Annotated in this window: 32 protein-coding genes; 31 read left to right on the plus strand and 1 reads right to left on the minus strand. The window is 61.7% G+C overall.

Annotated elements, in window-relative coordinates:
• Positions 1 to 32: 32 nt before the first annotated feature.
• Positions 33 to 374 carry a hypothetical protein gene (locus AYX22_RS13925; RefSeq protein WP_207593951.1) on the plus strand — a complete coding sequence of 114 codons (342 nt, stop codon included), beginning with the start codon at positions 33 to 35 and terminating at the stop codon, positions 372 to 374.
• Positions 375 to 473: 99 nt separating this feature from the next.
• Here AYX22_RS13925 and AYX22_RS13930 read toward each other — a convergent pair whose 3' ends face one another.
• Complete coding sequence (locus AYX22_RS13930) at positions 474 to 1,064, minus strand: hypothetical protein (RefSeq protein WP_207593952.1); 591 nt, start codon at positions 1,062 to 1,064, stop codon at positions 474 to 476.
• Positions 1,065 to 1,237: 173 nt separating this feature from the next.
• Between AYX22_RS13930 and AYX22_RS13935 the strand changes: the two genes are divergently transcribed.
• From AYX22_RS13935 to AYX22_RS14075, 30 genes are all read left to right on the plus strand, one after another.
• Positions 1,238 to 1,597 (plus strand): helix-turn-helix domain-containing protein, encoded by a 360-nt coding sequence (locus tag AYX22_RS13935; protein WP_207593953.1) that lies wholly within the window; start codon positions 1,238 to 1,240, stop codon positions 1,595 to 1,597.
• Entirely contained in the window at positions 1,594 to 1,908 is a 315-nt protein-coding gene (locus AYX22_RS13940) for a hypothetical protein (protein ID WP_207593954.1), read from the plus strand. Before AYX22_RS13935 ends, AYX22_RS13940 begins: the two co-directional genes overlap by 4 nt.
• A 126-nt stretch (positions 1,909 to 2,034) precedes the next feature.
• Positions 2,035 to 2,268, plus strand: coding sequence for a hypothetical protein (locus AYX22_RS13945; RefSeq protein WP_207593955.1), 234 nt, complete (start codon positions 2,035 to 2,037; stop codon positions 2,266 to 2,268).
• Positions 2,268 to 2,861, plus strand: a complete 594-nt coding sequence (locus AYX22_RS13950) for a hypothetical protein (RefSeq protein WP_207593956.1) — start codon at positions 2,268 to 2,270, stop codon at positions 2,859 to 2,861. Before AYX22_RS13945 ends, AYX22_RS13950 begins: the two co-directional genes overlap by 1 nt.
• On the plus strand, positions 2,858 to 3,115 hold the full coding sequence (locus AYX22_RS13955; protein ID WP_207593957.1) for a hypothetical protein: 258 nt from the start codon (positions 2,858 to 2,860) through the stop codon (positions 3,113 to 3,115). The genes AYX22_RS13950 and AYX22_RS13955 overlap by 4 nt, the downstream gene beginning before the upstream one ends.
• Entirely contained in the window at positions 3,112 to 3,312 is a 201-nt protein-coding gene (locus AYX22_RS13960) for a hypothetical protein (RefSeq protein WP_207593958.1), read from the plus strand. Before AYX22_RS13955 ends, AYX22_RS13960 begins: the two co-directional genes overlap by 4 nt.
• Positions 3,313 to 3,334: 22 nt before the next feature.
• Positions 3,335 to 3,658 carry a hypothetical protein gene (locus tag AYX22_RS13965; RefSeq protein WP_207593959.1) on the plus strand — a complete coding sequence of 108 codons (324 nt, stop codon included), beginning with the start codon at positions 3,335 to 3,337 and terminating at the stop codon, positions 3,656 to 3,658.
• The gene (locus AYX22_RS13970) at positions 3,655 to 5,040 is read left to right on the plus strand and encodes a ParB/RepB/Spo0J family partition protein (RefSeq protein ID WP_207593960.1); all 1,386 of its coding nucleotides are present in this window, start codon (positions 3,655 to 3,657) and stop codon (positions 5,038 to 5,040) included. Before AYX22_RS13965 ends, AYX22_RS13970 begins: the two co-directional genes overlap by 4 nt.
• Positions 5,027 to 5,419 (plus strand): hypothetical protein, encoded by a 393-nt coding sequence (locus tag AYX22_RS13975; RefSeq protein ID WP_207593961.1) that lies wholly within the window; start codon positions 5,027 to 5,029, stop codon positions 5,417 to 5,419. Before AYX22_RS13970 ends, AYX22_RS13975 begins: the two co-directional genes overlap by 14 nt.
• Positions 5,419 to 5,715 carry a hypothetical protein gene (locus tag AYX22_RS13980; protein ID WP_207593962.1) on the plus strand — a complete coding sequence of 99 codons (297 nt, stop codon included), beginning with the start codon at positions 5,419 to 5,421 and terminating at the stop codon, positions 5,713 to 5,715. The genes AYX22_RS13975 and AYX22_RS13980 overlap by 1 nt, the downstream gene beginning before the upstream one ends.
• Positions 5,712 to 6,968, plus strand: a complete 1,257-nt coding sequence (locus tag AYX22_RS13985) for a DNA polymerase III subunit beta (protein ID WP_207593963.1) — start codon at positions 5,712 to 5,714, stop codon at positions 6,966 to 6,968. Before AYX22_RS13980 ends, AYX22_RS13985 begins: the two co-directional genes overlap by 4 nt.
• A gap of 119 nt (positions 6,969 to 7,087) precedes the next feature.
• Positions 7,088 to 7,513, plus strand: a complete 426-nt coding sequence (locus AYX22_RS13990; RefSeq protein WP_207593964.1) for an ASCH domain-containing protein — start codon at positions 7,088 to 7,090, stop codon at positions 7,511 to 7,513.
• The gene (locus AYX22_RS13995) at positions 7,510 to 7,857 is read left to right on the plus strand and encodes a hypothetical protein (protein ID WP_207593965.1); all 348 of its coding nucleotides are present in this window, start codon (positions 7,510 to 7,512) and stop codon (positions 7,855 to 7,857) included. The genes AYX22_RS13990 and AYX22_RS13995 overlap by 4 nt, the downstream gene beginning before the upstream one ends.
• A complete protein-coding gene (locus AYX22_RS24310; protein ID WP_278251929.1) occupies positions 7,854 to 7,979 on the plus strand; it encodes a hypothetical protein in 126 nt (41 codons plus the stop codon). Before AYX22_RS13995 ends, AYX22_RS24310 begins: the two co-directional genes overlap by 4 nt.
• Positions 7,976 to 8,275 carry a hypothetical protein gene (locus tag AYX22_RS14000; protein ID WP_207593966.1) on the plus strand — a complete coding sequence of 100 codons (300 nt, stop codon included), beginning with the start codon at positions 7,976 to 7,978 and terminating at the stop codon, positions 8,273 to 8,275. Before AYX22_RS24310 ends, AYX22_RS14000 begins: the two co-directional genes overlap by 4 nt.
• Entirely contained in the window at positions 8,272 to 8,562 is a 291-nt protein-coding gene (locus AYX22_RS14005) for a hypothetical protein (RefSeq protein ID WP_207593967.1), read from the plus strand. Before AYX22_RS14000 ends, AYX22_RS14005 begins: the two co-directional genes overlap by 4 nt.
• A complete protein-coding gene (locus AYX22_RS14010; protein WP_207593968.1) occupies positions 8,559 to 9,092 on the plus strand; it encodes a hypothetical protein in 534 nt (177 codons plus the stop codon). Before AYX22_RS14005 ends, AYX22_RS14010 begins: the two co-directional genes overlap by 4 nt.
• 62 nt (positions 9,093 to 9,154) lie before the next feature.
• Entirely contained in the window at positions 9,155 to 9,640 is a 486-nt protein-coding gene (locus AYX22_RS14015) for a DNA N-6-adenine-methyltransferase (protein WP_207593969.1), read from the plus strand.
• A gap of 174 nt (positions 9,641 to 9,814) precedes the next feature.
• Entirely contained in the window at positions 9,815 to 10,024 is a 210-nt protein-coding gene (locus AYX22_RS14020; RefSeq protein WP_207593970.1) for a hypothetical protein, read from the plus strand.
• A 189-nt stretch (positions 10,025 to 10,213) separates the two neighbouring features.
• Complete coding sequence (locus AYX22_RS14025; RefSeq protein WP_207593971.1) at positions 10,214 to 11,266, plus strand: hypothetical protein; 1,053 nt, start codon at positions 10,214 to 10,216, stop codon at positions 11,264 to 11,266.
• A 2-nt stretch (positions 11,267 to 11,268) separates the two neighbouring features.
• Positions 11,269 to 11,601 carry a VRR-NUC domain-containing protein gene (locus tag AYX22_RS14030; protein ID WP_207593972.1) on the plus strand — a complete coding sequence of 111 codons (333 nt, stop codon included), beginning with the start codon at positions 11,269 to 11,271 and terminating at the stop codon, positions 11,599 to 11,601.
• Positions 11,598 to 12,350 (plus strand): hypothetical protein, encoded by a 753-nt coding sequence (locus AYX22_RS14035; protein WP_207593973.1) that lies wholly within the window; start codon positions 11,598 to 11,600, stop codon positions 12,348 to 12,350. Before AYX22_RS14030 ends, AYX22_RS14035 begins: the two co-directional genes overlap by 4 nt.
• A 48-nt stretch (positions 12,351 to 12,398) precedes the next feature.
• Entirely contained in the window at positions 12,399 to 12,758 is a 360-nt protein-coding gene (locus tag AYX22_RS14040) for a hypothetical protein (protein WP_207593974.1), read from the plus strand.
• Between the two features lie 159 nt (positions 12,759 to 12,917).
• Positions 12,918 to 13,610 carry a hypothetical protein gene (locus AYX22_RS14045; RefSeq protein ID WP_207593975.1) on the plus strand — a complete coding sequence of 231 codons (693 nt, stop codon included), beginning with the start codon at positions 12,918 to 12,920 and terminating at the stop codon, positions 13,608 to 13,610.
• Between the two features lie 396 nt (positions 13,611 to 14,006).
• The gene (locus AYX22_RS14050) at positions 14,007 to 14,675 is read left to right on the plus strand and encodes a P27 family phage terminase small subunit (RefSeq protein ID WP_207593976.1); all 669 of its coding nucleotides are present in this window, start codon (positions 14,007 to 14,009) and stop codon (positions 14,673 to 14,675) included.
• Positions 14,629 to 16,455, plus strand: a complete 1,827-nt coding sequence (locus tag AYX22_RS14055) for a terminase large subunit (protein WP_207593977.1) — start codon at positions 14,629 to 14,631, stop codon at positions 16,453 to 16,455. Before AYX22_RS14050 ends, AYX22_RS14055 begins: the two co-directional genes overlap by 47 nt.
• Before the next feature lie 18 nt (positions 16,456 to 16,473).
• Positions 16,474 to 17,790, plus strand: coding sequence for a hypothetical protein (locus AYX22_RS14060; protein ID WP_207593978.1), 1,317 nt, complete (start codon positions 16,474 to 16,476; stop codon positions 17,788 to 17,790).
• Entirely contained in the window at positions 17,787 to 19,061 is a 1,275-nt protein-coding gene (locus AYX22_RS14065) for a head maturation protease, ClpP-related (protein ID WP_207593979.1), read from the plus strand. The genes AYX22_RS14060 and AYX22_RS14065 overlap by 4 nt, the downstream gene beginning before the upstream one ends.
• A gap of 2 nt (positions 19,062 to 19,063) precedes the next feature.
• Positions 19,064 to 19,423: a capsid cement protein gene (locus AYX22_RS14070; RefSeq protein WP_207593980.1), complete on the plus strand. Its 360-nt coding sequence runs from the start codon at positions 19,064 to 19,066 to the stop codon at positions 19,421 to 19,423.
• 17 nt (positions 19,424 to 19,440) lie between these two features.
• Positions 19,441 to 20,349, plus strand: a complete 909-nt coding sequence (locus tag AYX22_RS14075) for a hypothetical protein (RefSeq protein WP_207593981.1) — start codon at positions 19,441 to 19,443, stop codon at positions 20,347 to 20,349.

Below are 20,349 nucleotides of genomic sequence, written 5' to 3' on the forward strand. Positions count from 1 at the left end.
GGTCGCCAAATCTCGTCAAGGTCACAGGTTACATGCATCATCTGACAGAACTGTTGGAAGAGCAATCGCAAATGGTCGTCAGACAGGGGCGCCTGCGAGTCATCCTCCCACGGAGCTGGAGGCCACGGGGGGTTGAACGGCGCGACCGCCTGCTCGTCGCGGTGTTCACTCGTCCAGCGATGCAGGTGGGTGCCATCATGTTGCACCCCATCGCTTCTCCTATTCGTGTGCCGACCGCGTACGCACAGGCGAAACAGATTGCCAGCCGTACTTTCCGTACAGTGCAAAGCGAACGTGGCTGCATGCAGCTTCTTGTCGCATTGTTGCCCAAAGAGCACCAGCCGCCGGCCCATATTGTTGCGTACATTCAATGAGAACTCGTAAGAGGCCGCCTTCCGACGCCAGCGGATGCCGTCCGCAACGGCTAAGCCGGCCCCTCCGGCCAAGAGCGCTTCCATCATAGGAACGTCCATCTAGTGCTCAGGCCCTTCTTGAGATCCCTCGCCGCGCTCCGACCATTCGTGCTCGCGGTTCTTATGGCTCGTCGGGCCAGTGTAGGCGGCTAGGTCTTTCCAGTTGTCGGGCAAGGGAATGTTCCCATCATCAGGAACACTCAAGGGCGTCTTCTGTCCAGCGCGAGCGTTACGGCGCTCGCCGGGACGACGGATATCGATTGGCTGTTCCTGGTCACTAGTGAGTTCTGCATCTGCAAGGCCCTGATTCATGTCCACGAGGACTCGCAGCATGTCGATGGCAGCTTTCCGCGCTTTGGGCGGGAGGTTGTCGACACCTGCGGGTAATTCCTCGGCAAACGGTGGACCGGGGACGGGTTGTCCCGCGGCCATGAACGCGACTTGCTCACTGACGCCGGCCAGCCAAGCGATGGCCTTGATGGTCACTTCTGATGGCGCGGACTTGTAGGTTCCGCTCCTCACTTGGTTGAGCGTCGTGTGAGTAACCCGGTAACCCTGCTTCTGCGCAAGGATGCTCAGCTGCCGGACAGACGTCTGATGACGTTCCACGGCAGTCTCCACAAGGCTGCGGAGGCTTGGGTTCATGTTCACGGCGGCAACTCTTCCCGGCTATGCCTCGCTATTGGTAGCGGCGGCACACCATACTCTGACAAGTGACAAGTCCATCTTTGCAGGTGAGACGCGGAAATTACCGCTTATCAGTTTGACAAGTAGTGGAATATGGAACATGATCAACTTGTCATCTTGAAAAGAGGAGAGTAGAAATGAACTCAACAACGTTCCGCCGCCGCCCACCACAAGCCAAGAAGGAGGTCTGGATGGAAATCAGGGACCCGGAGTTGATCCGCCGCCGCCGCCTAGCCAAGCGATACACGCAACGCGACGTCGCCCATCTGGCTCGGCGCTCGCAAGCAGCCGTACAGCAGGTGGAGACGGGCAAGATGAAAACGATCTCCGAAGCATTCGCCATGGGCATCGCATTCGCCCTGGACTGCGACTGGGAGGACCTCTTCATTGACCACGAGCACACAGCCACGCCCAATGTGGAAGGTGGAACGCGAAACGCTTCTCACCGCACAGGCGCGCGAAACGTGACCCCTCACCCGCGCCGGATGCACGCATGAGCGGCTACAGAGCGGTTCATTCCGTGGAAGCCGTCGTCACTCGCCCGGACCATCTATTGGGCCGCGGCAGCTATACCCAACGCCACCGCGTTGGAGTGCTCGCTTGGAACGAAGAGTCGCCGTCGCTCATTTCCGTCCAGTCCGGATACGACCACGACGTGATCCAGTTCGAGGTCGAGGATCTTGACCTTGTTATCGAGCTGCTCCAGCAGACCAAAGCTCTGCTGGAAGCCGGTCCTACAGACCCCGGCGCAGCAGCATCTTCCCCCGCTGCTGCGCCGACCCCCACTTCCTCAGCGGAGAACCGCTGAGGGCAGAAAGAAGGCGGCCCAGTGCTATTCCGCCAAGAACTCACTGGACCGCCCGTAGATAACCCAAGAGCCAGGCGCCTCATCTGAAAAGAAGCCTGGCTCTCGAATCAGGAAAGAGTCTAACAAATGGTCATCAGAAGACTCCGGCAGCTACCGCCGGAAGCACGCCCGCACATCGCCGCCGCTGGCCGCGTTCTTGCCGAGGCAACCGCCCGGCTGAACAGCATGAGCCCACGTGAGATTGCCGAGGCTGCCTACACGCCCGGCGGTCCGTCACTGGAGCAGCTGGAGAAACTGGCTGAAGCCCGCCTTATGGGCCAGTCCATCCGCAGCGTGGCAGTAGCCGCTGAGGTGGCCTGATGCCTAGCAACGAAGGGGCCGACCTCCTCCCCCGCAACTCTTACTTCCACGCCGTCGATCGGCAGATGGAAACCGAGTCCTACATCTCCAAGATCATTCCTACCGAGCAGGGCCGCCGGCACAAGCTCCTGACGATCGCCATCCAGGACGCCGAGAACCTCATTGGGGCACTCAAGACCGCCAAGCACTTTGATCGCCTGGGGAACATCGAGCACGCACTCCCCCAGATCACGGACGCGCTCGCTGACGTGATTGCCAAGGCGAGGAACTTTATTTCTGACGTGGAGGTGTCAACGGCACGCTATCGAACCGCGGTTGCCACTTCCTCCAATGAGGCTGCCGGGGGGCAGTCCTCTGATCCGGCAGCTGCCGTCGAATCCCCTGACGTGCCGGCGGCCGCTGCCTCCACTCCTGCTGAGGCTGATGAGAGTATCGCCACCTTTGAATGGGTGGATCCGAGCCGGACGCCCATGCCGAAGCCCGGCCCGCATCTGGCGTCAGTGTCGATCTTTGATCCGAACGTCTCTCAGAAGGACCAGCTGGCGGCGTTGGATGCACGCGTGGCCGCACGTTGGGGCGGGGGCAGAAGATGAAGACCAGGAAGCGGCTCTTCGCTGTCATTCAGCCCATCGGGCACCGCCCGTATAAGGATCGGGCGAACCTTCACTTCCGTGACAACTCGGAGCTGACGGCGCAGCTGACGACTTACGCGCGTACTAAGTGGCCGGTGCCGCAGAAGGTCGCTGTCGATATTCATGCGAAGCAGATCATCGTGGACGGGACTCCCCGCGCGAACTTCTCGCTGCATGAGTATCGCGGTCACGGTGACCAGGGGGTGGGCGCGTGATGCGCCCGACGGCGCGGGTCGGCCGGTATCGCCGCCGCGCCTACCTTTACGGACCCTTGGTCATTCTCGGCGCCGCCTTGGTCCTCATGACCTGCCCCACGATCAACGGCGCCTATCTCGCTGGCCTGTTGATCCTGCTGGCCGGCACCGGCGGTTTCGTTCTCGAGTCAGGGCCGCAGCCCGGGCGTAGAAGATGATGACCGGCGATTGGGGGCGCCGATGACAGATAGACCACCAGGGGCCCGCCCCGGCGCCGCTCACGTACCGCAGACAGCGGACGCTGTCCCGGTCCTTACTCAGAAGGACCAGGAGAACGTCCACCGCCAGAGGCAGGAAACAGCCACCGAACAAGCGTGGCTTGGCAACCCAGTAGTCCGTGATGACGCTGCGTTGCGCCTTCTCCGCATCGAACGCACGACCACCCGCGCCCTTTCGGCGTTGCAGGATGGCGAACTCGGTGCTGCCATCAGCCGGCTACAGGCCGCGCTGACCCTTGCCCTGGCGGAGCAAGCACTTTCCACCACTTGCAAAGGACAGCCATGACACCCGAATTCAGAATGATCCCGGTCGCGGATCTTGTAGAACACCCACAGAACCCGAGAGACGATCTTGGGGATCCGCAGAAGCTGGCCGAGCTGGCCAACGACATCGCGGAGAACGGCAACACGGAGGCCTTGCACGTCTTCCCGATCACCGAGGGCGAGAACGCAGGCAAGTTCCTACTGATCGCCGGACACAGAAGAACCGAGGCCGCCCGCCTAGGCAACGTGGCCGAGCTGTACGCCCGTCTCCGCCCGGATCTGGATTCCCTTGATAAGCAGCTCGAAACGATGCTGCGGGAGAACACCCACCGTGAGGGCCTGACCCCGATCAATGAGGCGAAGGCAATTCAGGCAATGCTCGACTGTGAGGGCATGTCGGTCAAGAAGGTGGCCAAGCGGATTCACCGCTCCGAGACGTTCATCCGTTCCCGCGCCGCTATGGTCAAACTCCCGGAGTCCGCGAAGTCGGCTATCGACGCGGGCCGGATGACGCTGGAGCAGTCACAGATCTTTGACGAGTTCGCAGACGACGAAGAGGCCACGGCCGAGCTGACGAAGAACGCCGGCACCACTGACTGGGGCTTCACAGTGAATAGGCTCCGAAATGCCAAGGTCAGGAAGTTCAAAACTGCCGCGTCGGAGCAGCTCATCAAGGACCTGGGAATCAAGACGATCAGCAGCTATGACTCCTACAGCTCCAACAAGTACAGCCGCGATTACGACCGGGACAAGACACCCGGTGAGCGCGTCGCTGAGGGCCAGGTTGCGGTCCTCGGCTCTCAGGGCGACTTGGAGTGGTACCAGGTCAAGCAGACCGGGAAGAAGCAGCTGACTGAAGCGGAGATCGCGGACAAGAAGCGTTTCAAGGACATCGGAGCTGGCCTGGAGCAGGCGGATGCTTTGTGGCTGGAGCACGTGGAGCGGAAGATCAGCGCTGCTGCGGGCCACTTCGACCGGCCTGAGGACGCCCCCGCAGTGCTCGCGCTCCGGAAGTCGATGTTCGCCGGGTACAGCGCCGACCGTGCCCGGGCCACTCGGGTGCTTGGCATAGGCGTCACGGCAGAGGGCGGGATGACTGCCGATGTGGTGGCCGCTGTTGACGCGCGAGTGGACAAGCTCAAGCTGCTGCAATTGGCGTATCTCCACGCTTTCCTGCACCTCATGAAGGACAGCCTGCACAAGCCGAGCACGTGGCACTGCAAATACGAGTGGGACCGCACCTCGTTGCAGAAGTTCCTGGACACCCGGCGGGAGATCTTCGGCTACGAAGTCACGGCCTACGAGCAGGAGGCCATCGACTACTGGGACGAAAAGGAAAGGGCAGCCACAGCCGAATCCTCCGACAACGACGAAGGGTGGGATCTCGAAGATGACGACGCATAGGCACTTCCTCAAGCGCAACGCGGACAACGAGCCCATCTGTGGTTGCGGCTTCCGTCCGGAGATCCTTGATGACCCGGCGCCCGTGGGACTTCAGTGGAAGGCCAAACGTGACGTCCTCGACCACGTGGACGCCCTTGAGGGTTACCGGCCATCGGCGCCGTTCGAGGGGAACCAGGACCGTCGGTTCCCGCGTGCCGGCGTCCGGCCGGGTGCAAGCGGCCGATGGAAGCTCACCCTGTGGGACGAACCTGACGTCACCCACCCGATCCCGAAAGAGAACCAATGGCACGACACCGCCCGGGAAGCGTTCGACTACGGGCAGCTCATCATCAGCACCCACTGGAAGTCCGGCACACGCCTGAACGGTATGGCCCGCTGATGGCATGGGCCAGCACCGACCAGCGGTGGCAAGACCAGAAAGTCAGGATCTACCGCAGCAGGTACGACGAAGCCGCCAAGATCACCGCGGCACTCACCATCCGCCGGCAGAACCTCCTGACCGAGATCCTCGCCGACGACCTTGACGGCATCGACACCACCACCAAGTCCCGCCGCCTCCGCCAAACAGACGACGAACTCGACCTGGCACGCGACAACCTCCAAGCAGCCTGGGCAGCCCTCCAAGCCGAGGAAGCCCAGCACCACATTCACGAACCACGAGAGGCCAGAAGATGACAGCCACCGCCACCAGACCCACCACTACCACCGAACCGGCGCTCGCCGATCTCTCGATCACTGCCACGGGCACTGAGTGGCTTCGCAAGCTCGCGGCCGTTGGCGTGGCGGTGTCGTCACGCCCTCCGGTGCCCATCCTCAGTTTTGTCGTGCTGGAGTGCCACAGGGGCAAGGCGACGATCACGGGCTATGACTACTCGACGTCGGCTGTGGTCAAGCTGAATCACGAAGCGGTTGGGACCCTTCACAATGCCATGGCGCTCGCTCCGCATTCCTGGCTGCTGCGGACAATCCGGGTTCTGACTGAGCGCAAGCGGGACATTCCGGTGACGGTGGCTGCGAAGACGCTGCTGGGCAGGCCCATGATCACGGTGACCGCCGCCGGCTTCACCATCCCGCGTCTTCACGACGTCCCGATCTCGGAGTACCCGGTTTTGCCAGCGCATGGGGAGTTGGACTCGTTCGAGATCGATCGCCGGGACTTGGCAGGGGCATTGGACCGTGCAGCGATAGCTGTCAGCCGTGACGAGACTCTTCCGATCCTGACGGCGATCGAGGTGCAATGCCACGGCAAGTCCCTCACCGTGCAGGCAACTGACCGCTACCGGCTCTCGTCCGAGACGTTGAAGCTGTCACGCGAAGTGCAGGACTTTAAGTTCCTCCTCCAGGCCGGCACATGGAAGGCTCTGGCAAAGCACCTCAACGGCGAGAAAATTACTGTTGGCGTCCTTGTTTCGGCTGACTTCCATGGAAAGGACGGCGGTCGTTCGACCGTCCACCTGTCTTCTGGCGATTGCGCGTTCACGCTCACCGGTGTGCTTGGCGATTACCCCAAGATCAGATCCCTATTTGATCTGGACTGCGGGATGCAGCTGGACGTCAATCGTCGGGACCTGATGGACCAAGTTCTGGTCGCTCGGGAGCTGAATGATTTCAATGAACCTGCGCTGCTGAAGATCGGCCCAGGCTCCGTAACCCTCTCGCCAACGTTCTCCGAAGGAGGGAGCGAGGCAGCCACGCCGATTCTGCTTGCTGACACGACCAACATCGACGCAGCCGATACTGCCGCCTACAACCCCACCTTCCTGCTGGAGGCATTGAAAGCGATCAAGGCCGAGGTGGTGCGCTTCTCCTTCCACAACATGGTCAAGCCGACTTGCATCTCTCCCGTCGTCGCCAAGGGCGATAAGCCCAGCACGTACCGCCACTTACTGATGCCGGTACGCCTGCCCCGCACTCTGGGCGGCGAGTAGACCATGACCGAGGCAGAGGAAGACGCGATGCTGGCCCAGATGTTGAGCCGCCCGGCCAAGCTCAAGACGTGCAAGGCCTGCGACAAGGTGCAGAACGCCCAGGGCGAGTGTGATTGCTCATGACCTACATCGAAGCGCCGGCATTGAAGGCCGTCACGGTCAAGAACCCGTGGGCGTGGTGCATCCTCCACGCGGGTAAGGACGTCGAGAACCGCTCACAGTCCATCAACCACCGCGGAACGCTCTACATCCACGCCGCAAAGAAGGACGACGAAGCTGGCTACGAGAACGAGACGTTCCGCCAGGCGCGGGACGCGGCCCCCTTGGCCGTCAAGAACGCCGTCCGCCTGCAAGGTCACGTCCTCGGAACCGTGGAAGTCATTGGCTGCCACTACTCCCTGGACTGCAAAACGGCCGATGGATACTGCTCCGAATGGGCGCGGCCCGGGATGTATCACTGGGAGCTGGCCAACCCGCGTCCGCTCGCGTGCCCGTTCCCCGAGATCGGACAGCTCGGCCTCTGGAATCTGGCGGCGACTGCATGAGCCGGCCCCTGGAACTGACCATTCACCCGCCCGTACCGGCTTTCCCGCTGAGCGTTGAACCCGGTGGCAGTCTGCTCACCCAGGCCATGCGGAGCCTCCAAGCTTCCACTGAGTGGCAAACGGATCGGTTCATGGAAGCAGCACTCTCGCGGCGAAAGCGCCTCACGGACGCGGAGTTAGCTGCTGAGTTCTGGCACGCCGCCCAGGTCGCCACCTACGCCCGCGGATGCATCGACTGGGGACTTGATCTCTACAAGCCAATGTCAGCTGACAGGGCCGAAGACATCGAACACGTCTTGAGCCGATTCGCGGAGCTGCCGCACTTCGACCAGGCCGACGAATGACAACCTCAGCCGAGGCCGCGCCCGATCCTGTGCCGGTGCTGACAGCCAAGCTCGCGCAGCTCATGAAAGAGCATCCTGACTTCTACGCCCAAATCTTCCCCACCAAAAAGGACAAATCATGATCCGTAAAGAAGGCAAAGCCCGGTGGGTCTTCGAATGCCTGCCATGCGGCTACGTGTCGCCGGTGGTTCCGGATCTCCTCCGAGCCAAGGAGTGCAACTTGAGCCATAACCGCGGCAACCTGCTCAAACACTTCGGCCAAACGTTCGCGGAAGCTTTTATGCCTTTCGTGGAGCTTGTGCAGACGTTGGCAAAGGCCGACCACTTCCAGGATGACTACACCTTGGTACCGCCACCAAAGAACGTCCCGCATGATCCCAGTTTGTTGATGGACCGTCGGAAGTGGGGTGGACGATGAGCAGCCTTGTTACGGTCGCTGATCTCACAGACGAGCATCTGGGCTTCTATATGCAGATCGAGCTCACCCCTAACCCTGACGACCTATTTCCCCGCTTCCACCGCTGCATCGAGCTTGGCGAGATTCGACGCTGGGAGTATCAGGGCGAACAACGCACGGGGCTCCTTGATCTCAGCAGCAAGGCTCCCGGTATTCGTGGCACTGAGTTCCAGTTCAAAGCAGACGCCAAGGTCACCCTCATCCGGCGAGTAAGCAAGCCCCGACGCAAGAAGGAAACCACCAAATGAGCGCACATACCGTAACCGTGACAGCGGTCCCGAACATGGATGAGGACCTACCGGAAGGCCAGTACATCGACACCGTTCAGTTCACCGTCGAATGCCCTGGTGATGGTAGCTGCTACCTGTGGTGGGAATGCAAACAGTGTGACAAGGACCAGTACGAACCTACCGACGACGAATCGAACGCAGGCGCATACACCCGCCACGGCGATGAACACCAGAACATCGAAGGCGACTGGATGACGCCGAGCACCCAGTGCGCTGCGATCCACTCCGATTCGTGCAGTGACGCCCTTCAAGAGGAAGCCGAGCACGCCGGCGTTGGGACACACCAGATCGAGCTCGACTACGAGGGCGATGGCAGCTGGTCTGCTCGCCTGATTCTGTCCGACGAGCAAAAGGCCACGGTGGACGCCCGGGCGCAGGAACTGCTGGCCGAAGCTGGTAACCGCGACTGGGACAAGGCCGGTAGCTACATCCAGAATCTCTACCGCAGTGTGGCGTGGGATGAGCTCAAGAAGGAGCGGACGGCGTGACTGATTTGCGGGCCCCCCTGCTCGATGCTCACGCATCACCGCGACGCGCACCTCGAAGGGCAATGGGATCTCACCAGTCAGCCCGCGCCGAAACGACTACGTGGCTTACTCCCCACTTCGTGCACGAGGCACTTGGTGACTTTGACCTCGATCCATGCGCGGCCCCGAACTGGCCAACGGCCGGACGCCACATCATCCTCCCGGAAGACGGGTTCGCTGCTGAGTGGAGCGGCCGGGTATGGCTCAACCCGCCATATGGCAAAGAGGTGTGGCCTTGGCTGGGGAAGCTCGCGGCGCACGGAAAAGGAACAGCGTTGATCTTCGCCCGCACGGAGACGGCCGGATTCGTGGAGCAGGTCTGGAAGAAGGCGACTGCCGTCAAGTTCCTTTGGGGACGTCTTCATTTTCACTACCCGGACGGCACTCGAGCGCCCGCCAACTGTGGTGCGCCGAGTGTACTGGTCGCTTACGGAGCGATTGATGCCGAGCTCTTGGCTAGGTCCGAGTTAGCAGGTACCTATCTGCTAATCCGTGAGGACCTCTCATGACGTCCGCGATTGCAGGGGCCTTGTGCGCAAGGTGACCCGTTGTCCGAGCTGCGGCCATTATCACGGCGCGCCAGACAACCAGTGGCCGTCATGCAACGGCATCTACTACTCAGAAACAGGCGGAGTCTGCCGGTGTTCTTGCATCGGTCCCGCACCAGAACAAGAGGAAGCACGATGAGCGATCAATTTAGCCGGCGGTCGATGCCGCTGATTCAGGTAACCAGGGACGCGGAAAACGCGAAGGCCGGCGTCACGCTGGCCGAACTGGGCCAGTTCATTCAGGAGGCTGAGAGGGCTGGCATCGATCCACGTACTCCGGTACTGGTCCGGGTGGGCTTTGCTTCGCAGATCAAGCAGGTCAAGACCGGCGGCCGCACGCGATGACGAAGCAGTCAGCCCAGCGCGACATCGTGGCCTACGCGGAGTCGGTACTTGGCGAAGAGCTGACGCCATGGCAGCGCACTTTCCTTTGCGCTGCCATGGCTGGCAGGCCTTTATTCGTGGCTTACCGTCGGCCATTCACCTACACAACACTGCCGAGAACGGCGCCAACAACGAAAGAAGGTCCATCCAGTGCCATGGCTGAAGCAGGGCGACGCGGCGGCGAATCACCCCATCGTCCTCGCAGCTGTGGAAATGGACGAGGCCGATGACAGGATCCTCAACGAATGCTTCGGTTTCGTCGCCCGCTGCGCGACCCAGGCCGCAGCGTACGAACAGGACTACATCATCAGCGTCGGCACAGCCAGGCAGATGGCCGGTTCGCTCGGGCGCTACAACGAACTGATCAAGGCGGCGAAGTTCTGCGGCTACCTCACAGAGACGTCAATCACCGTGGAGGGCGAGCAGCGTAAGGCCTTCAAGCTGGTTGAGGACAATGACCTCTTCCACATGATCCTGAAGGCCGAACGCGAATGGGACAACCAAAGAAAGAAGGACACCCGAAACAATGAACTGACGTGGCGAGTAAGAGCCCGCGACGGAGACGCTTGCAGATACTGTGGCAAGTCAGTCGCCTGGGGAGACACCAAATCCGGACGCGGCGCCACGTACGACCACACCAACCCCGGCAAAGCGGCCACAGTAGACACCCTCGTTGTCTGCTGCCGCGAATGCAACGGACGCCGCCAAGACGATCCCGAAAGCACCTGGAAGACCCTCCCAGTTCCGGCAGAGCCGATCATCGGCCCAGCAACGGCCGCTTTCATCGCCAAGCACGGCACCCCGATCGAACCCACCTACACCCGCCCCCATGCACCGGCCACCAGCACCACGGCAACGGACGACACGCGCCCCGTAGAGCAGCCCACGCAGGCCGCTCCGGGACCAGATGAGGCAACGGCTCACTCCGGCCCATCCAACGAGTCACCGGCCCACACAGCCACGGCCAAGCATCCACCGGCAGCAACGGGACACCCGGCTGCAACGGGATCCAGAACCAACACCAGACCAAATCCTGACCCAGGACACAGGTATCCCGGATCTGGATTTGTCGGGACGGGTAGGGACGGGACGGGTCTGGCAGGTAAGGGCAGTGAAGGGCAGGAAGCCCCGCACTCAACCCAAGGCAAACCCAAGAACCAAACCAAAAGAAGAAGACGCCCCCGCAACCGAGGACGGAACTGAACATGCCTACCAAACGACTTTCATCGCACAACTCACCATCAGAAGATCAGCTTCAAGAGTCAGTTCTGGAACTCGCTCAATACTTCGGATACGAACTGCGCTACCACAACCCAGATAGCCGGCGCTCACAGGCTGGCTTTCCGGATCTCGTCCTTGGCAGTTTGTCCAGGAGGCGTGTCCTGTTCCGGGAGCTGAAGACTACAACGGGCCGGGTGCGTCCTGCCCAGGTCATCTGCTTGAAGATTCTCAAGATGGCCGGCCTCGATGCTGACGTGTGGCGTCCCGAGGATCTGAAGAGCGGTCGAATCCAGCGAGAACTGAGAGGGGACAAATGACCACCTGCACAACGCCGGATTGCTACCGGGTGACGTCGCTCTACCTGTGCACGGACTGCATCATTGAGCTGGATTCTCTTCTCGCCGACGTTGGACCGCTGCTTCAGTTCATCGGCGGCGCGATCGATCAGACAGCTGTGACCAGGAGCCCGGGCGCAAGTGGAGGCGGTGGCGGACACGCGAAGTCGCAGCCGGCCATGAACGTGGATGCCTACCTGCTGCGGGCATGGCTCCACCAGCTTCCGGAACGTGCCCATGCCACCGCGATGGAAAACCCAAAGGCAGGAGAGATCTTGTTCATGGCGCGGGACTGGGTTTCGAGAGCACGTGATCTGGTGTGGGGCCCTGAGGACAAGCGCGTCTATGGTCAGTGCGAGGAGCTGCTCGACGGCGAAGGTGAGAACGATGATCCGATTCCCTGCGATGGCCGGCTGGTTGCCCACCCCGATGACGTCACCGTGAAGTGCCCGTCATGTAAGACGGTCCACCAGGTCAGTGATGTCCTGGACAGGTTGAGGCTGAAGGCCAGGGGCGAGCCGATGCCACCGAGGGCAGTGCGTGAGTACCTTCAGCGGAAGACAAAGGTGGTGATCCTCAAGAAGGACTTCGAGAACTGGGTTCAGCTCGGGAGGTTGCGTTACGTCCTGGATCGCGTGACAACAACCAAGAACCCGCAGCGGGTCTACTATCCCGGCGACGTTTTGAGGGTGTTTGAGTACATGCATGGTCGGAGACGGATGCGGGTCTGAAAATGTAGTACCCTAAATCCGAGGGGACAGCTGTCCCTACAGCTTTGAGTGAAGGCCTCGACGGATACCGTCGGGGCCTTTGTCATGTCCAGCCAAGGCGGTGAGTCTGATGTGAACGGACTGAGCATTCCATCTTGGTCAGGACGGCGGGCCGGCGAAGCGCTTGCCAAGGTCAAGGCCGAAGGGCGACGACGCAGCGATGTGTGTTGCATCTGCAAGCAGAGCATTGACTACTCGCTCACCTATCCGCATAAGCAGTCGTGCAGTGTCCAACATGTGAAGTCTCGCAAGCTGTACCCGCACCTGACTTGGGAGCCAAGCAACTGGAAGCCAGCGCATCTGGACTGCAACAAGGCAGCCGGCCCGGGTGAGGACCTCAGCATGGGGATCACCTCCGAAGACTGGTGACCCTCCGGGCCTCAATAAAATCCAGCAAGGCGGATCGCCGGACACTCCCCGCCTGCTCCGTCCTCTCCCCCCGGGTCTCTCCCCCATCGGAATCGCGCCGAAAACGTTGAATTGGCGGGGAAAACGGACCCATATCTTACCCGAAAGGCCGGTTCAGCCATGGCAGCAAACCTCGGAAATTCGACCATCGTTATCTCCGCAAGAATCGGCGATGCGGAGCCATCTGACATCGGTGAAATCGAGCTGCCCGTCATCGCAGAAGAGATCCGCGCCGTGGGGAACGTTTCCATCACGGCCCGGGTACGAGTCGATGAGGCCGAGCTGAGGAATCGGCTGGCACAGTTCGCCGCAGCGGTAACTGACGAGATGGTTTCAGCAGCATCACCGGGCGTGGATACCCAAACGCGGCAACGCATGATCGGTTTCGCCTTGGAAATTGACCCCCCAACGCCGGAGTTCGCCGCTGCCCTGGCTGATTCAAAGCGGCGGGCCGCTGAGACGCACATGCTGTATCTCTTGGACACTCCAGAACATGTGATCATCGGTGCCCGTCAGGAAGGCAAAACGCGGCTGGCTCTGAAATGGCTGGACGATGCCCCCGACAATGTCACGCGGGTGTTGGTCGTCAAAGACGGTCGCCAAGCAGAACAGCTCAACCTGGACCGCGGCCGACCGCGCAGGCACCCCAGCATCATTGGTTACAAAACGCTCATCAATCAGGGCGCACGCAAGGGTGTGGAGTACGGCGTTGACGAAACTGATCTGATCCTGAGTGACCTGCTGGGCCTGAAGGCGGCACCTCGCCTGCTGACGGTCTGCCACGCTGACACCTGGCAGACCGACAAGTCATAACATGCACGATCGCCGCGCTTTCAGGGAGGCGCACGAGGGTGGCGAGTCCATCAGAAGCATCAGCCGGTCCCGTGAGGCATCCAGGAACGCAGTACGCCGCGGGCTGCGTTCCGGCGCCCGTGACAGCTACTATCGGCCCTCGGCGATCGAAGACGCGGAACCGGCAGTCAGGGAGGTGCTGGCCGACTATCCACACATGAGCGTCGCGGACGTTGCCCTCCTGATCGACTGGAGGAAATCCCGGAGGCAACTCTCCGATCTTGTGGCCCGCTTGAGGCCCCGGTCGGCGTCTGAGTGGCCCGCGGTTCAGGCACGTTCTTTGGATTCGATCGCCGTTGGCACCCTATCCGCAAAGCCGCTCAGCTGCGGCTCGATGAAACTCGGGGAGTTGAAGCTATGACCGCTCGCGAGCAGGAAAGCTCTCCTGAACTTATAGAAGCACCCGAGCACCTTCCCGAGCCTGTGGCCGACGTCTGGCGAGAAATCGTCGCCAGCAACGACCTGGCCGGAAAAGTGGATCGCGCCGCGCTGGAAACCTTCTGCACCCTCATGGCTCGCCTCCGAGAAGCCAGGGACAGGATTGAAGAAGAGGGCATGGTGGTCACAGATCCCCGCGGCCGAGTCATTCCTCACCCGGCGCTCGCCGTGGAACGCGCCACGGCGGAGCAGATCCGTGCGTGGGGTGACAGGTTTGCGCCGCTGGTAAAGCCAGTCAGGAAGCGAGGCTACATAGCTGACGCAACCGCTCAGTCCATCGCGGAAGCCAAACACTTGGAGGGGCCTCGGTTCGCCGGTCCAGTGGCTGCTTTGAAGACGCTCGCCTGGATGGTCGATGAAGCCCAGCGCGACAGCATGGAAGCCCTCCAAAAGGCCATGACAACGACTGTGCCGCAGTACCTCAAGGCTTGCGCCGAGCTACAAGTAACTCCTGCTTCCGTGCCCTCGGGCGTCGGGGTGGTGGCTCCAGCACCTACGGAGGGCGAAGAGCCGGCCGAAGGCGAAAAGTCGGGGGTAGCAAGTGTCTCAGACCTCCAAGCTCGCGCCAGGGCACGCCGATCCGGTTAGCGGCCCGAACGCGGTAGACCCGGGCGACTACTACCGCCAGATCTGCCATGTTCCGGAGCCGGATCAGTCCGGAGCCAAGCGGAAGAAGATCTACGGATACGCCGAGCCGCGGATCTGCACCCCACCGCTGCGTGCTCTGACTCCGGACACGACGCTTGGCTATGACGTCATCGACTTCGCTCGTGACGTGCTGGGCGTCGACCTGTATCCGTGGCAGAAGGTGCTGCTCTGCAGGATGCTGGAGCTGCTCCCCGACGGCTCACTGAGGTTCCGTACCGCCGTCGTGCTGATCGCCCGCCAGAACGGCAAGAGCACCCTCTCACAAGTGCTGGCGCTCTGGTTCATGATCGTCTGGGGCTGGCCCTTGGTCATGGGCACCGCCCAAGACCTCGAAACGGCAGAGGAAGTATGGCAAGGCGCCGTTGACCTCGTTGAAGAGGATGACGAGCTATCCAAGCTGCTCAAAAAGGTCGTCAAGGTCAATGGCAAAAAGGCGCTTGAACTAAAAGCCCAGGACCCCAAGGGCAAGGCCACCGACAAAACCGGCAGTCGCTACAAGGTCAAGGCCGCCAACCGGCGCGCCGGGCGCGGTTTCACCGGCAATCTGATCATGCTCGATGAGTTGCGCGAGCATCAGAACTGGGAAGCTTGGGGCGCGATCACCAAGACGACCATGGCGCAGGCCGAGGCGTTGATTCTGGCGCTATCCAACGCCGGCGATATGACGTCAATCGTCCTGAAGTATTTGCGAAAGATGGCACACGAAGCCATCGGCGACCCGGACGGCATCTGCGAGGAGATCGGAGCCTCGGGGCCAACCGCGCTCGACGTCGCTGACCTCGTTGAGGGCGATGAAGATGATCTCGACGAAGATGAACTGGCCGAATTTGAACAGGACGAGGACACTCTCGGTCTGTGGGAATGGTCGGCCCCTCCTGGTTGCGACAAACGGGACCGTCAAGGGTGGGCCCAAGGCAACCCATCGCTCAACTGGAACCCCGGATTCACCGAGCGCACCATTGCGGCCGCCTGCCGGACCGATCCTGAGTGGGTTTTCCGCACGGAAGTGCTTTGCCAGTGGTCCGAAGGCACGCTGCTGGGTCCATTTCCGCCCGGTTCATGGGACAAGGGCAAGAACCCGCTGATTGTCTTGGATGACGGGACTAAAGGTGTCGCTGAAGAACACCGCATCGTCCCGGGTTCGCCCGTATGGGCCGGAATTGACCAGTCACACGACCGGTCAATGACTTATGTGGCCTTCGGAGGCTACAGGGCAGACGGCAAAGCCCAGGTTGAGATCGTTGCGGGGCGTCACGGGTCGGACTGGGTCAAGAAGTGGCTCATGGACGACCATCGCCGCCCTCGAATCAGGTCCGTGGCTGGTCAGTCAAAGGGAGCCCCGATCTCGCCACTGATGGAAAGCCTGACCGAGGACACAGAGTTCACGATCCCCGTCACCGAGTGGTCCGGCAGCGACCTGACCAGTGGTTGGGCTGACGTTTTTGACTCTGTAAGGGACGTGACAGTTTTCCACAACCCACAGCCACCACTAGACACAGCTGCGGCAACTGCCGTGGTGAAGGTATTCAGCGGGGGCGCTTCCATCCCTGATCACCGCGCATCCCCTGCCGAGGTCGCACCGCTGATGGCCTTCACCGCAGCGAAATGGCTGATGGGACGCCGGGAAATTGCCCCTCCTCCCCCGCCACCACCACCTGTGGCCGTCAAGGCTGAGGAAGCAACTCACGTGGCAGACAACGTCGCCCACATCGGGTTCTAACGAAAGGAGCAAGCCAGTATGAAGTGGTGGAAGTCGGCAAGCTCACGGAAGAACCAAGCCAGCCAAGCGACCGCGGCCCCGGTAACGGAATTCGGCCACGCCACCAGCGCAACAGAATGGTGGTCGGAACTCGACGGCGAGGAAACACCAGAGCTTAGGTGGCCTCACAACATCGAGGTGTACGACCGGATGCGCCGGCAGGACGCCCAGGTCATCTCCGTGCTGAGGGCGATGACGCTGCCGATCCGCCGAACGAAGTGGCGGATCGACCCGAACGGCGCCCGCCCTGAGGTCGCACGGCAGGTCGCGGATGATCTGGGGCTGCCGCTGGTCGGTGCGGAGAACGAACCGGTTCTACGGACACGTGACCGGTTCGCATGGTCGGAGCACCTGCGCCTTTCGCTGTTGATGCTCCCGTTCGGTCATTCTGTGTTTGAGCAGCAGTACCGCATCGACGAGGCAGGTTGGGCGCGTCTTCGGAAGCTCGGTTGGCGCCCCCCAAAGACCATCTCACGTGTGGATGTAGCGCCGGACGGTGGACTGGTCGCAATCCATCAACACAACGCCAAGAAGCCGATGGGCGTCGAACGGCTTGTGGTCTACGTCAACGAACGCGAAGGCGGGAACTGGCTGGGCCAGTCAATTCTGCGGCCGGCGTACAAAGACTGGCTGCTGAAGGACAGGGCGTTGCGCGTGCAAGCGCAGACACTCGACCGCAACGGAATGGGCATCCCCATCTACAAGGGGGCAAAGCTCCCGGACTCTGTCACGGGAGAAGACCGGATCACCCGTGAAAAACAGGACCTGGACGCGGGGCTCAAGCTCGCCAAAGGAATCCGCTCTGGTGACAATTCGGGTGGGTCCATCCCCAACGAAGCTGAATTGGAACTCAAGGGTGTCACCGGAACCCTTCCTGACGCTGACAAGCCAATCCGCTACTACGACGAGCAGATAGCACGCGCCGTACTGGCCCACTTCCTGAACCTTGGCACAGAGACAGGCTCATGGGCACTCGGTTCAACGTTCGCTGACTTCTTCACCCTGTCGTTGCAGACACTCGCGATGCAGATCGCGGACACCACAACTCAGCACGTGATCGAAGACATTGTGGACGTCAATTGGGGACCGAACGAGCCAGCACCGCGTCTGGTCTTTGAAGAAATCGGCTCCCGTCACGCAGCGACGGCCGAGGCAATCAAGATGCTTATCGACTGTGGCGCCATCAAGGCCGATCAGAAACTCGACGACTTCCTGCGCACCGTCTACGGGCTGCCTGGATCTGATCCGGCTACAGCTAGGGAACCCATGCCCCGAACCACAACGGAGAACAAATGACTATCCACATGCTCAAGCCCTCCGCAGCGCAAAAGCCGTGGTTTCGTATGGAAGCCCCAGCCGACAGCAACGCGGCCGACGTGTACATCTACGAAATGATCGACAGCTGGTGGGGCGTCGATGCAGCGCAGTTCGTCCGCGAAATCGCTGCCCTCGACGTCGAGACCATCAACCTCTGGGTCAATTCCCCAGGCGGTTCGGTCTACGACGGTGTGGCCATCATGAACGCGCTCCGCCGGCACAAAGCAACCGTTGTAGCCACGGTGGACGGCATGGCAGCGTCGGCCGCGTCCTTCATCATCCAGGCAGCCGATGAAGTGGTCATGGGCCAAGGCGCGGAGCTCATGATCCACGACGCTTGGACATTCGCCTGGGGCAACGCCGAAGCCTTGCAAAAGGCAGCAGGAGACCTCGACCGCATCTCATCCACTATCGCCGGGATCTACGCAGAGAGGGCTGGCGGGAGCGTCGAGGAATGGCGCGAAGCCATGAGAGCCGAGACCTGGTACACCGCAGACGAAGCGGTGGCCGCGGGTCTCGCTGATCGAGTGGCCAAAGCCGCTACAAAGCCAAACACCGAGGATGCAAGCAACCGCTTCGACCTCTCCATCTTTGCCCACGCCGGCCGCCGGAACGCACCGGCACCGGCAGTCAACAGCCGCCACGAACGCCGGCCCAAGCTCCTCAGCTTGGTCAACGGCTCGGCACTCACCGCGGCAGCCCACATGGTCGAAAAGGCCATCCCGAAACCTCCGGCCGAGCCGAAGGACAGCACCACCCCCAAAGAGAAAGGAACCGACCCAATGTCGGCAAAACTGAACCAGGGGCTCCGTGAGCGGCTCGGCATCTCCGCCGACGCGGAACTCAACGAAGACGAACTTCTGGACGCCGTGGACGAGGCGCTGGCTGAGCAGGTAACCGAACCGGCTCCTGCCGCGTCTGCTGCCCACGCTCCGGGCACCGTGGTGCTGGACGCGGCTCAGTACGAGGAACTCCGCAACGATGCCGCGGACGGGCGGATGGCTCGCCAGCAGCAGCTCGCTGACGAACGTTCCGCGCTCGTGAATGTGGCCGTGCAGGACGGGCGTATCCCGCCGGCACGACGCGAGCATTGGCTCAACTCTCTCGCCGCTGACCCGGGCGTCGCTGAAACTCTGGCGAGCCTTGAGAAGGGCCTCATCCCCGTGGCCAGCCTGGGCTACACGGGCGGCGTGGAGGAATCCACCGATGAAGCCGTTGCCTACGATCACATCTTCCCGAAGGGGGCCTAATCATGGGTCAGTACCTGCCCTTATTCCGCCCAGGCCAAACGGTGACCTTCGGTGTAACCACCGCTGTCACCGGTGGCCATCCTGTCGAGGTCGGCTCTGCTGACCGCTCTGTTGCTCCCGCTGGAGCAGCATCCACGAAAGTGGTGGGCGTTGCCGGTCATGATGCCGCTGTCGGCGACAAGGTGACTGTCGAGGTCAACAAGACAGTTCACTTGCTCACTGCTTCTGGAGCGGTCACGCGCGGCCAGCGGCTGGAAGCTGCTGGCGCTGGCAAGGTTCGCACCTTGGCCGCCGGCACGGCGTACTACATCGCGCTCACCTCTGCTGCTGACGGCGCTGCCGTCGAAGCTCTTGAACTCTAAGAAAGGACGGTAGTCAGATGAGGACTTACCCCCTCACTCCGAGCCAGCTCTCGGAAGCGACGGCAGCCCAGCTGATCGCATTTACACAGTCCCCTACCCAGCTGGCCCGTCGCCTCGGCGAGATCCTGACGGCCCAGCAGTTCGTGGGCCTGTTCCTGCTTCAGGGCCGGTACAAGGTCCAGGGTGGCGCCATTGCGGTTCCGTCCAACGAGAAGATCCGCACCGAGCGGGGTGCTGAGAAGGTCGCGCCCGGCGCCGAGTACAAGCTGACGCCGTTGAGCGCCGAGCAGTACGAGATCTACACGACCCAGAAGGACGGCATCGCAACTGAAGTCGTCGATGAGGAAGTAGGCCGTAGCCTGCGTCAGCCCATCGATGACGCGATGCTCTTCCTCCAGACTGAACTGGTGTTCAGCGCCAACGAGCTGGCATTGGGCGTCATTCAGTCCTCGGTCACGCAGACGCTGACGGCCGGCGCTACCTGGTCCAACGGCAAGCAGATCCTCAAGGACGCGCTGCGTGTCCAGGCAGCAGCCCGACGCCTCAAGCTCGGCTACGCCCTCGACACGGTTGTGTTGAACGGCGAGCAGTACGCGGAGGTCATCCCGGAACTGCTCGACGTCCTCCCGGACAACGACAACACAGCGTTGACTGGGGACTTCCCGACTATCGCCGGGCTGACATGGATCGCCAGTGATGACGATGAGTTCTCGGATCCGCTGTTTGTGGACCGTCGGCGTCTGGGCGGCATCGGGCGCGAAGACATCCCCTCGCCGGAGTACAAGCCGGTCGGCGGCGATACGGGCGTCGAGATCGCGTCTTTCCGTGAGAAGTCGGATAAGACGCGGATTCAGGCCCGCAACCCGCACGTCCCGGTCGTAGCGAACCCGCTCGCCGGCTTCCACCTCACCGGAACGGGGGCCTAA

The organism is Arthrobacter sp. D5-1, assembly GCF_017357425.1.
Taxonomy (GTDB): domain Bacteria; phylum Actinomycetota; class Actinomycetes; order Actinomycetales; family Micrococcaceae; genus Arthrobacter.

Coding starts and splice junctions, on each gene's coding strand:
- AYX22_RS13925 (WP_207593951.1), top strand. CDS start 33: ATGCATCATCTGACAGAACTGTTGGAAGAGCAATCGCAAATGGTCGTC.
- AYX22_RS13935 (WP_207593953.1), top strand. CDS start 1,238: ATGAACTCAACAACGTTCCGCCGCCGCCCACCACAAGCCAAGAAGGAG.
- AYX22_RS13940 (WP_207593954.1), top strand. CDS start 1,594: ATGAGCGGCTACAGAGCGGTTCATTCCGTGGAAGCCGTCGTCACTCGC.
- AYX22_RS13945 (WP_207593955.1), top strand. CDS start 2,035: ATGGTCATCAGAAGACTCCGGCAGCTACCGCCGGAAGCACGCCCGCAC.
- AYX22_RS13950 (WP_207593956.1), top strand. CDS start 2,268: ATGCCTAGCAACGAAGGGGCCGACCTCCTCCCCCGCAACTCTTACTTC.
- AYX22_RS13955 (WP_207593957.1), top strand. CDS start 2,858: ATGAAGACCAGGAAGCGGCTCTTCGCTGTCATTCAGCCCATCGGGCAC.
- AYX22_RS13965 (WP_207593959.1), top strand. CDS start 3,335: ATGACAGATAGACCACCAGGGGCCCGCCCCGGCGCCGCTCACGTACCG.
- AYX22_RS13970 (WP_207593960.1), top strand. CDS start 3,655: ATGACACCCGAATTCAGAATGATCCCGGTCGCGGATCTTGTAGAACAC.
- AYX22_RS13975 (WP_207593961.1), top strand. CDS start 5,027: ATGACGACGCATAGGCACTTCCTCAAGCGCAACGCGGACAACGAGCCC.
- AYX22_RS13980 (WP_207593962.1), top strand. CDS start 5,419: ATGGCATGGGCCAGCACCGACCAGCGGTGGCAAGACCAGAAAGTCAGG.
- AYX22_RS13985 (WP_207593963.1), top strand. CDS start 5,712: ATGACAGCCACCGCCACCAGACCCACCACTACCACCGAACCGGCGCTC.
- AYX22_RS13990 (WP_207593964.1), top strand. CDS start 7,088: ATGACCTACATCGAAGCGCCGGCATTGAAGGCCGTCACGGTCAAGAAC.
- AYX22_RS13995 (WP_207593965.1), top strand. CDS start 7,510: ATGAGCCGGCCCCTGGAACTGACCATTCACCCGCCCGTACCGGCTTTC.
- AYX22_RS24310 (WP_278251929.1), top strand. CDS start 7,854: ATGACAACCTCAGCCGAGGCCGCGCCCGATCCTGTGCCGGTGCTGACA.
- AYX22_RS14000 (WP_207593966.1), top strand. CDS start 7,976: ATGATCCGTAAAGAAGGCAAAGCCCGGTGGGTCTTCGAATGCCTGCCA.
- AYX22_RS14005 (WP_207593967.1), top strand. CDS start 8,272: ATGAGCAGCCTTGTTACGGTCGCTGATCTCACAGACGAGCATCTGGGC.
- AYX22_RS14010 (WP_207593968.1), top strand. CDS start 8,559: ATGAGCGCACATACCGTAACCGTGACAGCGGTCCCGAACATGGATGAG.
- AYX22_RS14015 (WP_207593969.1), top strand. CDS start 9,155: ATGGGATCTCACCAGTCAGCCCGCGCCGAAACGACTACGTGGCTTACT.
- AYX22_RS14020 (WP_207593970.1), top strand. CDS start 9,815: ATGAGCGATCAATTTAGCCGGCGGTCGATGCCGCTGATTCAGGTAACC.
- AYX22_RS14030 (WP_207593972.1), top strand. CDS start 11,269: ATGCCTACCAAACGACTTTCATCGCACAACTCACCATCAGAAGATCAG.
- AYX22_RS14035 (WP_207593973.1), top strand. CDS start 11,598: ATGACCACCTGCACAACGCCGGATTGCTACCGGGTGACGTCGCTCTAC.
- AYX22_RS14045 (WP_207593975.1), top strand. CDS start 12,918: ATGGCAGCAAACCTCGGAAATTCGACCATCGTTATCTCCGCAAGAATC.
- AYX22_RS14050 (WP_207593976.1), top strand. CDS start 14,007: ATGACCGCTCGCGAGCAGGAAAGCTCTCCTGAACTTATAGAAGCACCC.
- AYX22_RS14060 (WP_207593978.1), top strand. CDS start 16,474: ATGAAGTGGTGGAAGTCGGCAAGCTCACGGAAGAACCAAGCCAGCCAA.
- AYX22_RS14065 (WP_207593979.1), top strand. CDS start 17,787: ATGACTATCCACATGCTCAAGCCCTCCGCAGCGCAAAAGCCGTGGTTT.
- AYX22_RS14070 (WP_207593980.1), top strand. CDS start 19,064: ATGGGTCAGTACCTGCCCTTATTCCGCCCAGGCCAAACGGTGACCTTC.
- AYX22_RS14075 (WP_207593981.1), top strand. CDS start 19,441: ATGAGGACTTACCCCCTCACTCCGAGCCAGCTCTCGGAAGCGACGGCA.